Below are 12,960 nucleotides of genomic sequence, written 5' to 3'. Positions count from 1 at the left end.
AAGAGGTCTCTCTTAAAGATCAATAACTAGATCGGATTGTGCTGAGTTCACACAAATCTTAAGTAACTGGCTTGGTTCTGTATTTTGACTACCGTTTAGTAAGTTACGTGTAGAACCTTGCGTTTTACTACAAACACATTTATTACAAATTCCCATACGGCAACCATGTGTTGGCTTAACACCTTCATGCTCTAGGCTCACCAAAATCGATTGACCCTTAGGAATTGCTATCACTTTATTAGACTGTGTTAATGTGACATTCACATAACCGACGTCATCTGCAGAGCTTTCATTAGTTAAACTAAATGCTTCAGTAAGCACGGCTGGTGCTTTTTCAAAAAGCTCTTCGACAGTTGAAACAAAACCAGATGGACCACATGCGTAGACCGTGCTGTTTTCAATATCATCAACCAATGCAAGATGTTCAGCATTTAAGCGCTCATCATTTGGTGTTTCTTGTGTGTAAAACACCTGATAGCTGAAGTTTGGATTTTGCTCTGCTACTTGTTCGAAAAACTCTGTAAAAGCAGCATCAGAACGCTGTTTTACCCAATATAAAAGCTGAACCTGTACTTTTTCTAACTGCTGGCTTTGCTTAATTGCTGTAATTAAGCTCAACATTGGTGTAATACCACTACCCGCAGCCAACATAATTAATTTTGGTGTCTGGATATTTTGTTGCATGTCACCATAAGGTTGACCTAACTCAAAAATATCACCAATTTTACTTTCCGCAATGAACCAGTTACTGACAATACCATTGGCAACTTTTTTAACTGTTAAACGTAAGCGCTCTGCATCTACTTGCGTCAAGCTATAAGTACGTTCATAACGGCGGCCTGCAATTTCAACAATAACCGGATGATGCTGACCTGCTGCTCCCATTTTAACCAAACGGTTGCATTTTAAAGTAAGGCTCACAGTGTCATGAGCTACGAATTCTTTTTTTACAATTTGAACTAGTCCATGCTGCACAGACCATAAAGGATTTATTTTTTGTAGCCAGAAACTCGCTATATCTTTATCAAATACAGCTTGTGTTAATGAATTGAATAGAGAATTTCTCTTTTCGATTGCTTGCATAACTGAGGGCTCTGTCGCTCTTTTTTAATTATTATACACATGTATATATATTTGTATATACACCTGTACTTTTAATTACAATTTCACAAGTTCCCTGTCTAACGCTATAATCCAGACAGTTTAAGAACATATTGAAAAGCATGACCCAAACCTCACTTTCTCAGAGCCCAAATGACACAGCCTCTTCACAAGATGTCATTGAAATAAAAACAGCAACGCGTTCTGTTGGAAGAAAAGCGACGATTACCAAAGACGAACTTTTTCAGGCTGCACTTAACCTGATTGGTCCACAAAAAAGTATCGCCTCATTAAGCTTACGTGAAGTTGCGAGAGAAGCTGGTATTGCACCAAATAGCTTTTATCGCCACTTTAAAGATATTGATGAATTAGCCATTTCACTCATTGACCGCGCTGGTATCGTTTTACGTAAGATTATTCGTCAAGCTCGTTTGCGTGCATCTTTTCAAGACAGCATTATTCGCAGTTCGGTAGAAATTTTTCTTCAGCAGCTTGATGCAGACGAAGGTAATTTAAGTCTGTTATTACGCGAAGGCTTTACAGGTTCAGCTTCTTATAAAGCTGCGGTAGACCGTCAGCTCAACTTTTTCCAGCAAGAGCTACAAGAAGATTTAATCCGCCTAGAGCGCTTAAATAACAACCACCTATACCATCCGGAACTCGTTGCAAAAGCAATTACTCAACTGGTGTTTCATATGGGTGCTAAAGTGATTGATCTTCCAGTTCATCAACGTGCGGAAGTCGCCGAACAAACCATGATCATGATCAGAATGATTTTAGAAGGTGCCCGTCATCTAGACGAAGCAAAAATACGATAAATTCAACATAAAATGGTTTGTCATTGTACAAGCCATTTTTTATACAGACATACCTATTTCTTGATAAAAATATAATTCACAGATTGAAGCAACCAACATGCAAGAGTATAAGTAATTATTATTCTAGCAATACATACCCATATTTCCCCACGATATTTAGGGATTCACATGCAAAGTTTGAGTAATCGTCAAAGCCTGATTGCAAGCTATATTCTGATGGGCATTTTTTTGCTTTCGGTTATCCCCTTGCATCTCTTAGCAAGTTTTTTTGCTGGCTTTCTCATTTATGAAATTATTATTAGTTTAAGCTCTATTGTTGAACGTTATATTGATGGTCAAAGAGCCCGCATTTTTATTAGTATTTTATTAAGTATTATCACGGTTTCACTTATTGCCTTTTTCATTACAAGTTTAATTAGCTTTGTCGTTTATGACTTAAAGGGTGTAGGTATCCATAATATCAACAATAAAGTCGATCAAACGCTATTACATTTACAAACCGAAATTGGTAAATATCTTCCAGGTTATATTCCAGATAGTGTTACAGAACTAAAAGATGAAATTTTTGCATTTATGAAAGATAACGTGACGACATTAAAAAATGCCAGTTCCGATATCTTACATAACTTCGTAACCATGATTATGGGCCTTATTATTGGTATCTTGGTCGCTATTCATGGCTTTCACCGTCGTACACCACAGCCTATATTTAAGTCGTTACTCATTCAACGTATTCAAAAATTATCAATTTCTTTTAGGAATGTAGTTTTTGCCCAAATTAAAATTTCAGCAATTAATACACTGCTCTTTATCTTATTTGCGTTTGTACTATTGCCGATTTGGGGTGTTCACCTACCTTTCGCAAAGACATTAACCATTCTTACTTTTTTGTTTGGTCTCATTCCAATTTTAGGCAACTTAATTTCAAATACGCTTACTTTTATTGCTGCACTTACGGTTTCACTCGGTCTAGCAGGTGTTGCTCTGCTCTACCTCGTATTAGTACATAAGTTAGAATATTTTATTAATGCGAAAATTATTGGTCATAAAATTAATGCCAACGCATGGGAAATTTTATTAGCCATGTTAATTTTTGAGTCAATTTTTGGTTTAGGTGGCCTGATTGCAGCACCGATCTTTTATGCCTATTTAAAACTAGAATTAAAAGATGCCAGAATGATTTAATTAAAATTTGCTCAATAAAAAAGCGCCTTTACGGCGCTTTTTTTTGATTCAACACTTATGGTTTAACCACTACGAGCACTTGAATTGCTTCCGGAGTTACCGTTAAGCCATCAAGTAAGCTCAAGCCTTCTTTTTGCAACTTCTGTAAGCGCTCGATTTCGTCTTGACGAATACTTGGGTTGAACTGTTTTAAATAAGTTAAACGATCAATCTCGTATTGCCATTTACTACCATAATGCTCTTTTGCCTGCTGTTGAAGCTGTGGCAAGCCGACTTTAGCGATATCAAGCGCTTGTCTATAACGCTCTTCAATCACTTCACGGCGAGCTTTAACCACTTGGCGGCAGCTATTGCCATCTAAATGATGCAAATATGGTTTTAAAATGGTTGGATCAATCTTTTCAGATAAGTCCTGACCATTTTCACTTAACAACACGCGAATGAGCTGTTTCGGCAAGCTTGATGGCAAGTTCAAAGCTTTTGGTGCAACCACATCAACTTTAAACCAAACTTCAAGTAATACAGAACCTTGCTTTAATGCATTTGACTTAAGAACAGCAACATTGGTACTACCGAACGCTTGTGTACGGATCATTTCCATAACACTTTCAATGAACGGATGTTCTAAAGTTAGATATTGAGCATCTTCACGCATTTGTGCCTGATCACGATAGAACGTGGCAGTCATGCCTTCTTCATCTAATGCCAAACCTTGTACTTGCATTTGGTCTGTCGGACGAATAATAACAGTACCGTTACTTTGCTCATCAAAATCAATATTAGTTGAAGACATAAAGCGCTTCACAAACATAGGTAATGTTGTGTTGTCATCGTAGTCTTCTAAGGCTTGAACAATTTCTTGTGCAACGATAGGACGGCATGAGTTGTATTCAAGCAAGCGATCTCGACCAGCTTGTAACTCTGTTTCTAAAGCTTGACGTTGAACATTTACTTCTTCGAGTAAATCTTCAAAGGTTTGACCTTGATCTGAAAGTAAGCAGTCTTTTAATTCAACAATAAAGTTTTCTTGCAGCGTTTGAGCTGTCGGAGAAATATTGCTGAAAATATTCAACGCTTCGTTGTACCAACGGAACATACGCTCTTGAGCAGTGCCCATTAAGTAAGGTACATGAATTTGGATACGGTTTTCTTGACCAATACGGTCTAAACGACCGATACGTTGTTCTAAAACATCAGGGTTTGCAGGCAAATCAAATAAAATCAGATCACTTGCAAACTGGAAGTTACGGCCTTCTGAACCAATTTCAGAACATAGTAGAATTTGAGCACCATAGCTTTCTTCTGCAAAGTAAGCAGCCGCTTGGTCACGCTCAAGTAGACTCATGCCTTCATGGAACATTGCAGTACGAATACCAGCATGCAAACGAAGTACACTTTCTAAAGATTCAACAACAGGACCACTACGAGCAATTAAAAGAACTTTTTTGTGCTTAAGTTCTTTACGCAAGATTTCCATTAACCATGGCACACGTGGGTCATTTTGCATCCATGAACCATCAAGTTGTGCTTCTTCTGGCCACATTTGCTCACGTAATTTACCGTCTTTTGACCAATCTTCTGGCGCTGGTAAAGGTGCTGGTTGGCAATCACGGCCTGGGAAGCCTTGAATCGCTTCACGCGTATTACGGAATAAAATACGACCTGTACCGTGACGGTCTAACAACTCATGAATTGCTCTGAAACGTTGTTCAGGCTGATCTTCAATTGAATGCCCCAATAAACCTTCTAAAGCTGTTAAATGCTCTTGAGTTAAAGGTTCATCTGACATCAAGACTTCTGCAACTTGAGCAGTTTGTTGATACTGCGCTTCTTCATCTAAGAAGCGTTCTAAACTGCTAAAGCGCTGTGGATCTAACAAACGTAAGCGTGCAAAGTGACTTTCTACACCAAGCTGTTCAGGTGTTGCTGTAAGCAACAATACACCCGCCGTGTTTTCAGCAAGTTCTTCAACTAAATCGTAACGATCATTACCGCCTTCTTCTTCGCTCCACATTAAGTGATGCGCTTCATCGACAACGAGTAAATCGAAACCAGCTTCTAATGCTTGCTCACGTAAATCATCATGGTCCACCATCAAATCTACGCTGGCAATAATGCATTGCTCAGTTAAGAACGGGTTAAGCTCTGGATCATGTTCTTTAATAGATGCAGTACGGGTTAAGTCGAACAGAGAAAATTGCAAGTTGAAACGGCGACGCATTTCAATCATCCACTGATATTGCAGTGAATCAGGGACTAAAATGAGGATTCGTTCAGAGCGACCAGTTTTAAGCTGTTGGTGGATAATTAAACCAGCTTCAATTGTTTTACCTAAACCTACTTCATCGGCAAGTAAAACACGCGGTGCGAAACGTTTACCGACTTCATGTGCAATATAGAGTTGATGCGGAATTAAACCTACACGTGCACCGACCAAGCCGCGTAAAGGACTGGTTTGCATTTGCGATTGCATGAGCATTGCTTCAATGCGTAAGTCATACCACTCTTTATAATCGATCTGGCTTGCCAGCAAACGATCTAAAGGTTTTGACAACTGAATTTGTGCACCAATACGAGTTTCATTGAGCGCTTTACGTTCTTGTTCGCCATTTTCTAAAGTACGAACGACGTTATAACGCAAAACACCATGACGGTCTTCAACCGACTCAACAATCCATTTCTGGCCTTCTTGGTCTTGAACTTCATCGTTTGTGTTAAAGATGATGCGAGATAGCGGTGCGTTATTACGTGCATACACACGCGTTTCATCGCTTTTGGGGAATAAAATGCTGACAGATCTTTCATCTACATCAATAAGAACGCCTAAACCGAGCTCAGTCTCTGTATCTGATAGCCAACGTTGACCAATAGCATACTGCTGCAATTTTTCCACCTTTTTCTCAAGTTCGCACTACATATTGTACGATGCAAATTAGCTTATTTTTGCATCTTTTTATGTAGTCTTTAAAGCAAAATTTTGCAGCAGAAACCAATTAAATTGTTTCGCTACAAAAATTACTCATTGAAAGTTTTTACATTAAAACGGTACAGGACAGTTAAACGTTAATGATTCCCCTGTAACAGGGTGATTAAAGCTTAACTGTTTGGCATGCAAGCACAGACGAGGAACAAGTAATTGTTCCGGTGTTGCATACAATGTATCACCTACAATTGGATGTCCCAGATATTGCATGTGTACACGGAGTTGATGAGAACGTCCGGTAATAGGTGTTAATTTGACACGCGTAACCGATTGTCCCTGAATCTGGAAATGTTCAATCGCCTGCCAATGTGTTAAAGCAGGTTTGTTATGAGAAGCATCGACAATATGCAAAGGTGGTCGACTCGGGTCATAGACTACAGGAATATCAACTGTCCCTTCGCCGTCTAGATGGCCTGCGACTAACGCTTCATATATTTTCGAAGTTTGACGGTCTTGAAATTGGCGTGCAATCGCACTTTGTCCACGCTTAGATAACCCAAAAACCAAAATACCAGAAGTATCACGGTCAAGGCGGTGAATGAGCAAAGTTCGTGGTTCAATTGCCACCAGTCTTGTCAAAACGCTGTCATGTAAATCACCTTTCCCTGGCACACTCAAAATGTCCGAAGGTTTATGAATCACCATAAAATCATCATCACGATAGATCAGATGTTCACTTAGAAAATCACTCAAAGTTGTATTCCCAAGGCAAGATGAAAAACAAGCGGGCAATAATAAAAAGCTTACGTCCGAATTACAATGCCGTTCGGGTAAATTAACGACAGAATTTGCAAATATTATGATTCAGTTTATGGCTAAAGCCGATTAGTGCTTCAATAACTGCATAATATGTTGCAAGGTAGGTGTTTGCATCAGCTCTTCAGTACTTAGACTCGCACCATTCGCACGCCATAATTCCACCAAATAATTGACGCCAGCAGTGTCTAAGCCATAGTTTCTTAAATCTATTTCTGGATGAATTTCCATTGGATGCCGCCCCACCTGTTCAGCAACTGCCAATAAAATTCCTTTATCGGATAACACCTGTGACGACGGTGCACTTAAAGACCATAAGCGCATTAAAGTCTGTGTGTTTATATGTTGAATGGAGTCAAAACTGATTTTTTCAATCCATTGTATATGCTGCTCTAAACTGCTCGCCAAAATCGCATCATTTACAACAGCTACATAATCTGTAATGGATAAAACAAGCTGCATGACTTGCTTAAATAGCGGTGATAAATTCCCTGCCATAATCACCTGTGCCTGAGTATTTGATGACAACTGTTGTCCAAGCTGCAACATGATCTGTTGAAGTTGAGATGACTGAATCATCATGACTGGAATTTCGAGTGCCTGTGCTCTTTTGCTTAGTAATTCTAAATGATCGGCTAATGGCTGATTCATCCAGTCAGGGGCATTTTCAAGTTCATTTAACCCAACCATGAGCAAGATGCTATGCGTAGATTCAATAGACCAATTTGAAGTACTTGCGGCTAACTGGATTTTTCGAGGTAAGGGATAAAACATCGTTCTCTACAAATATAAAAATAGCTCAAATGAAAAAGCCCGTTTAAAACGGGCCTTTTGCTTACTTCATTTCGGCGAATGTTTCTTTTGCAGCCTGAATCGTATATTCGATATCTTCATCTGAATGAGCAGATGAAATAAAGCCTGCTTCAAATGCCGATGGCGCTAAGTTTACACCGCGCTTTAACATGCCATGGAAGAACTTTTTGAAAGCTTCAATGTCACATGCCAACATTGAGTCAAAGCTTGTAATGTCTTCTTGGTCGGTAAAGTAAAGACCAAACATTGCGCCCGCTTGCTGAGTTTTAAATGGAATACCTGCTTCATCAGCCGCGGCTTGTAAGCCTGCAAGTAACTTTTCAAGTTGAGCAGATAACTTATTGTAAAAGTCAAGTTGGCGTAAATGTTTAAACATTTCGATACCAGCGCGCATAGCAAGTGGGTTACCAGATAAAGTTCCCGCTTGGTATACACCACCTAAAGGTGCGATGCATTCCATGATTTCACGCTTACCGCCAAATGCACCTACAGGTAAGCCAGCACCAATAATTTTACCCAAAGTCGTTAAGTCAGGTTTAACGTTATAAACTGACTGAGCACCACCTAAAGCAACACGGAAACCTGTCATTACTTCATCAATAATGAATACAGATTTATATTCATCACACACGTCACGAATCGCTTGTAAGAAACCATCAATTGGTTTCACCATATTCATGTTACCTGCGACAGGTTCAATAATAACGCCTGCAATTTCATGGCCAAATTTAGCAAAGCATTCTTTTAATGCTGGAATATCATTATATGGCAGCGTTAAAGTGTGTTTAGCGAAGTCAGCTGGTACACCTTTCGATGTTGGTTCGCCCTCACCTTTAGTTAATAAACCAGAACCTGCTTTTACCAATAAAGAGTCAGAGTGCCCGTGGTAACAACCTTCAAACTTCACGATTTTGTCACGGCCAGTATAACCACGTGCTAAACGAATAGCAGTCATTGTTGCTTCCGTACCAGAATTGGTCATACGTACCAATTCAATTGATGGCATGATTTCACAAATGATATCTGCCAACGTTGTTTCATGAACAGTCGGCGCACCAAAACTTAAACCATCTTCTGCTGCTGTTTGTACAGCTTTAATAATATCTGGATGAGCATGGCCCAAAATCATTGGTCCCCAAGAGCCAACATAATCTACATAGCGCTTGCCATCGACATCCCACAAATACGCACCTTTGGCTTTCTCGATGAAAACTGGTGTGCCTCCAACGCCATTAAAGGCACGTACCGGAGAGTTCACACCACCTGGAATGTGTTTGCTGGCTTGTTTAAATAACTGTTCTTGCTTTGGAGATAAACTCATGGAAATGCTCGTCTTAAATATCTAAAAAATAATTTTGAAAGCTTAAGAAAATAATTGTGCCCACGCCTGTACACGGGCAGGAATTTCAGCAGTTGATCGACCTAATATATCACTAATGACTGCACAGAGGTCAGCTCCAGCCTCAATCACAGGTTTTGAGTTTTCAACTGTTAAACCACCTATTGCACAAATAGGTAAATCATATTGAGCCGCTGCTTGCTTAATGACTTCAATACCGACATTGCCTGCTTCTGGTTTTGTGGCAGTTGCATACACTGCGCCAAAGGCAATATAAGTTGCGCCATCAGCAATTGCTTTTTGGGCAAGTTCTAATGAGTTTAGGCAAGTACGGCCAATAATGACACCTTCTGGTAACTGTGATTTTGCATCTGTGATTTCACCGTCACTTTGGCCTAAATGCACACCTAAACCAAACTGTGCAGCCAGTTTTAGGTCATCATTAATGACAAAAGGAACCTGATATTTTTCACATAACTGTTTGATCTGTTCAACTTCAGCAGACTGGTCGGCTTTGTCTACTTTCTTACGGCGGTATTGTAAAATTGCGATTTGACGGGTTGCGAGTGCGGCGTCTAATTTTTCTAATAATAATTGGATTGGGTCATCATTGGTAATGAGATATAAACCGCGCATACTCTACTCTCGCTTTAAAAAACTTCGCTAGTATAACGGATTTATAAGTCATCATAAGTACCGATTGATATAGGCTTACCAGTACCAATCGGTATATTAAGAAATAGAAATAAAAATTAACTTGGAATTTTATCGTGCTTACGATCAATCAAACTTAATCGACCAGTCGCAACATCAGACAGCATTCGCCAATCAGAAATAAAGCTATAAAGAGGCTGTTTAAAACTCGCAGGCTTATTTTTTTCAAACATAAAATGTCCAACCCATGCACATGCATAGCCAGAAACTAAACCATAAAGTGCGTATTTGGCCTGTTTTTTACGAATGGCTTTTGAAAAAAAGTATATGCCAATGCTACTACCCACCACATGTAAGCGTCTGCTCATAATGTTACGGTGTTCGGTTAAATAAAAACGATAAAATTCCTGATAGTTTTTAATCGGTAATTCAAACTCTGGCTGAGCTTCATGATTGAAGTTTACTGGTGCATTCACGATCATCTTCCTGATTTTTATTTGATCAAAACATCACCTGATTGTACACCTAAAAGAAAGCCTAAAGTCATATGTTTGATTGTAACTTTCTCTATCAAAAGCATTATTTTTAGCGCTAAGCTATTATACTTATTCAAGATAGTTTAAATACCTGATTCAGGGAGATCCATTATGGTTGAAGTTGAGCTTAAGTTTCAGTTACCTGAATCGAAGAAAAAAACTGTTCAGCAATATTTAAAAAAGCATAAAGCGCAGAATATTCATTTGCAGGCCAAATATTACGATACACCAAATCGCCTACTCGCGAAAAATGGTATGGCCCTACGTTTACGTAAAGAAAATGATTTGTGGGTACAAACCTTTAAAGCCGCTGGTCAAAGCCATTTACACCGGGTCGAAGAAGAAGTTTTTTTAGGTAAATGCGAACAAGAACCTGAACTAAACCTTGAGTTATACAAAGATAATAAAGCAGTTACCGATTTACTTACTCAAACTTTAGGCACTGAAGTCGAAAAGCTAAGCTTGCAGTTTGAAACTGATGTACATCGTACTTATCATGTATTTGAAGCCGACGACACCGCTATTGAAGTCTGTCTTGATGACGGTGTAGTAAAAACGGCAACCACCCAAAGTAAAATTTGTGAAGTTGAGTTTGAACTTAAACAAGGTGCTGTTAAAACACTAATTCAATTTGCACAGCAATGGATTAATCGTTATGAGTTATGGCTCGATGTTAGAAGCAAAGCCGAGCGCGGTAATTTATTAGCCTTAGGACAAGCCGTTTCACCTGCTGTTCACGCAAAAGGTTTGAGCTTAGATAAAAACATTTCAGCAGAACAAGCGCTCAAAAAAATTGTAGAAAACTGTTTAGGACAATTCTTACCGAATATGGCTGCAATTGCTGATGGCGTTGCCGAAGCTGAGCATATTCATCAGGCACGTGTGAGCTTACGTCGTTTACGCAGTGCACTTCATCACTTTTCAGCATGGTCGGACGAGTTAAATCCTGCTTGGGAAGAACAAATTGCCGAGCTTTTCCGCAAGCTTGGAGACACGCGTGATGAAGATGCTATTCGTACTGAAATTTTACCGATGATTGTGCAGCATGGTTCACCTGAGCTTTTGCTTCCGATTTCTGAACAGCCATTAAAAGACCTTGCTACACTGTTTAAATCGGCAGAAACCGTTAAGCTTATACTTGTCTTGTTAGCATTTGCCTATTCAGAAGAAGATAGTCAAAACACCAAAGGAAAATTAAAAAAACAGGTAGAAAAGAGCTTAGACAAGTTACATCATCAAGTCGTGAGTCATGCCGAGCATTTCACCGAACTTGAAGTCACTGAGCAGCACAAAATACGCAAAAAAGCGAAGCAATTACGTTACTGCATCGAATTTATATCGAGCTTATACCCTCGCAAAAATGTTCAGCAGTTTTTAAAACAATTACAACCTGTGCAAAATACCTTAGGGCTTTATAACGACTTGTTTATTGCCGAAGATCTATTTAATAAAGCAATTGAACACGACCCGCACTTTTGGTTTGCATTAGGATGGATTAAGGCCAAACAACCTTATTTACAAAATCAGTCTGCCAAAGCTTTGCAAAAATTTAAACAAGCAAAAACTTTTTGGTAAGTATCTTAAAGTCGCGACACATATGTCGCGACTTTTTATCGGTATTTACCAAATACTTTCCATACACCGTTATCTGCTAACGGGTCATTATAACTATCACTACGCTGTTTTCTTGGCTTATCGCGGGCATCGACGAGTTTAAAGTGCGGCTCTACTCCCAACACGATTCCATTGGTATAAAAACGTGAACGCGTATATTCACTTTGGCCATGCTGGAATACATAAGTTCTTAAATCGATAAATTCACGGTGTGCAACTAATGCTGCTGTGTCGTCGCTCTGCAACCATTCTTGCATGGTAAATATCTGATCTGTTTCAAACTGCCCACATTTTTCAATAAGACTGGCCACACCACGGAAAGTTTTCGATTCTTTAGCCCGTGTTTTATTAATCCGAATTCGGTCTACATGGAAAAAGAATAAAGGTAAGTTTAAATGACTCGGTAAATGAATCGCATCTGGTAATTCATCTTCCATAAAAGGTTGAAAAAGCTCTTGTGCCCTTTCTATTAAATCTTTCCATTGTTGGTAATAAGCTAAGACTTCTTCTTGCAAACCATAATAAATTGGCAGCCCTTCGACATGCTCCAAATATTGGGGCGGAAAAACATGCTGACGTAATAAAGCAATGTCTGTTTTTAGGCTTTGAACGGCAATTGCATCTTGCATATTATAACTCCCAATACTTAGGCTATTTACAGACTAAGGCAAAGGTTTTGTTTCCGCAAGGCTTTGCCTATAATAAGCAGCTCTATTTTTGCGGGAATAAGTCATGTCTCAAAAGATTAATGCAACAGATATTACTGAAGAAGAAGCGTTAAATGCTGTTTTCTTTGAGCGTGCGGATGAATTCATTAAACAAGCGAATGATTTTTGTCGCCCGCCTAAAGGCCAAAAACCTGATCCAGCTGAGCTTCGAGGTCAAGTGAGTGCTGCGATGTTATTTGCAACTGCCCGTTTTAATACATGGGTCGCTGCCAATAATTTTAAAGATGGCAATGAAATGCGTGATGCAAAAGAGCAAGTGATGTCTTATCTGCTTCAACAATTTCAAATGATGCTTGAAGATAACTTTGATGAGTACTGTGAACAGTTCGAAAACTATTTACGTTTCCGTAAGAATGAAGATTTTCATACTCATAAGCATGACCATGATCATTAATAAATTTTAAATACCCAAATAAAAAGCCACTTCATGTGG

Annotated in this window: 12 protein-coding genes; 4 read left to right on the top strand and 8 right to left on the bottom strand. The window is 39.1% G+C overall.

Features of this window, described 5'->3' with window-relative positions; genetic code table 11:
- Positions 1-12: 12 nt before the first annotated feature.
- The gene (locus ACIF8R_RS00270; RefSeq protein WP_396478334.1) at positions 13-1,083 is read right to left on the bottom strand and encodes a ferredoxin reductase; all 1,071 of its coding nucleotides are present in this window, start codon (positions 1,081-1,083) and stop codon (positions 13-15) included.
- Positions 1,084-1,223: 140 nt separating this feature from the next.
- On the opposite strand from ACIF8R_RS00270, the gene fabR reads away from it, so the two are divergent.
- On the top strand, positions 1,224-1,919 hold the full coding sequence (fabR, locus tag ACIF8R_RS00265) for an HTH-type transcriptional repressor FabR (protein WP_002052794.1): 696 nt from the start codon (positions 1,224-1,226) through the stop codon (positions 1,917-1,919).
- A 168-nt stretch (positions 1,920-2,087) separates the two neighbouring features.
- Positions 2,088-3,104, top strand: coding sequence for an AI-2E family transporter (locus ACIF8R_RS00260; protein WP_263614318.1), 1,017 nt, complete (start codon positions 2,088-2,090; stop codon positions 3,102-3,104).
- Between the two features lie 55 nt (positions 3,105-3,159).
- On the opposite strand, the gene rapA is transcribed toward ACIF8R_RS00260, so the two are convergent.
- From rapA to ACIF8R_RS00230, 6 genes are all read right to left on the bottom strand, one after another.
- Complete coding sequence (rapA, locus tag ACIF8R_RS00255) at positions 3,160-5,997, bottom strand: RNA polymerase-associated protein RapA (protein ID WP_209048392.1); 2,838 nt, start codon at positions 5,995-5,997, stop codon at positions 3,160-3,162.
- 144 nt (positions 5,998-6,141) lie between these two features.
- The gene (locus tag ACIF8R_RS00250; protein ID WP_396478332.1) at positions 6,142-6,780 is read right to left on the bottom strand and encodes an RluA family pseudouridine synthase; all 639 of its coding nucleotides are present in this window, start codon (positions 6,778-6,780) and stop codon (positions 6,142-6,144) included.
- Positions 6,781-6,912: 132 nt separating this feature from the next.
- Positions 6,913-7,617, bottom strand: coding sequence for an acyl carrier protein (locus tag ACIF8R_RS00245; RefSeq protein ID WP_396478330.1), 705 nt, complete (start codon positions 7,615-7,617; stop codon positions 6,913-6,915).
- Positions 7,618-7,678: 61 nt separating this feature from the next.
- Positions 7,679-8,977 carry a glutamate-1-semialdehyde 2,1-aminomutase gene (gene hemL / locus ACIF8R_RS00240; RefSeq protein WP_396478328.1) on the bottom strand — a complete coding sequence of 433 codons (1,299 nt, stop codon included), beginning with the start codon at positions 8,975-8,977 and terminating at the stop codon, positions 7,679-7,681.
- Between the two features lie 42 nt (positions 8,978-9,019).
- Positions 9,020-9,631: a thiamine phosphate synthase gene (gene thiE / locus ACIF8R_RS00235; RefSeq protein WP_396478326.1), complete on the bottom strand. Its 612-nt coding sequence runs from the start codon at positions 9,629-9,631 to the stop codon at positions 9,020-9,022.
- 116 nt (positions 9,632-9,747) lie between these two features.
- Positions 9,748-10,131 carry an Mpo1-like protein gene (locus ACIF8R_RS00230; RefSeq protein WP_396478324.1) on the bottom strand — a complete coding sequence of 128 codons (384 nt, stop codon included), beginning with the start codon at positions 10,129-10,131 and terminating at the stop codon, positions 9,748-9,750.
- A 165-nt stretch (positions 10,132-10,296) separates the two neighbouring features.
- On the opposite strand from ACIF8R_RS00230, the gene ACIF8R_RS00225 reads away from it, so the two are divergent.
- Positions 10,297-11,760, top strand: a complete 1,464-nt coding sequence (locus tag ACIF8R_RS00225; protein ID WP_396478322.1) for a CHAD domain-containing protein — start codon at positions 10,297-10,299, stop codon at positions 11,758-11,760.
- 35 nt (positions 11,761-11,795) lie between these two features.
- Here the strand turns inward: ACIF8R_RS00225 and ACIF8R_RS00220 are convergent, their stop codons facing one another.
- Positions 11,796-12,428 (bottom strand): hypothetical protein, encoded by a 633-nt coding sequence (locus ACIF8R_RS00220; RefSeq protein WP_396478320.1) that lies wholly within the window; start codon positions 12,426-12,428, stop codon positions 11,796-11,798.
- A gap of 103 nt (positions 12,429-12,531) precedes the next feature.
- Between ACIF8R_RS00220 and ACIF8R_RS00215 the strand changes: the two genes are divergently transcribed.
- Complete coding sequence (locus ACIF8R_RS00215; protein WP_002052603.1) at positions 12,532-12,921, top strand: DUF3144 domain-containing protein; 390 nt, start codon at positions 12,532-12,534, stop codon at positions 12,919-12,921.
- The last annotated feature ends 39 nt before the right edge of the window (positions 12,922-12,960 follow it).

Source organism: Acinetobacter sp. ABJ_C4_1, assembly GCF_044538495.1.
In the GTDB taxonomy this organism is placed as follows: Bacteria; Pseudomonadota; Gammaproteobacteria; order Pseudomonadales; family Moraxellaceae; genus Acinetobacter; species Acinetobacter nosocomialis_A.
Note: the sequence above shows the minus strand (reverse complement) of the source record. Positions and strands in the feature narration are given on the sequence as shown.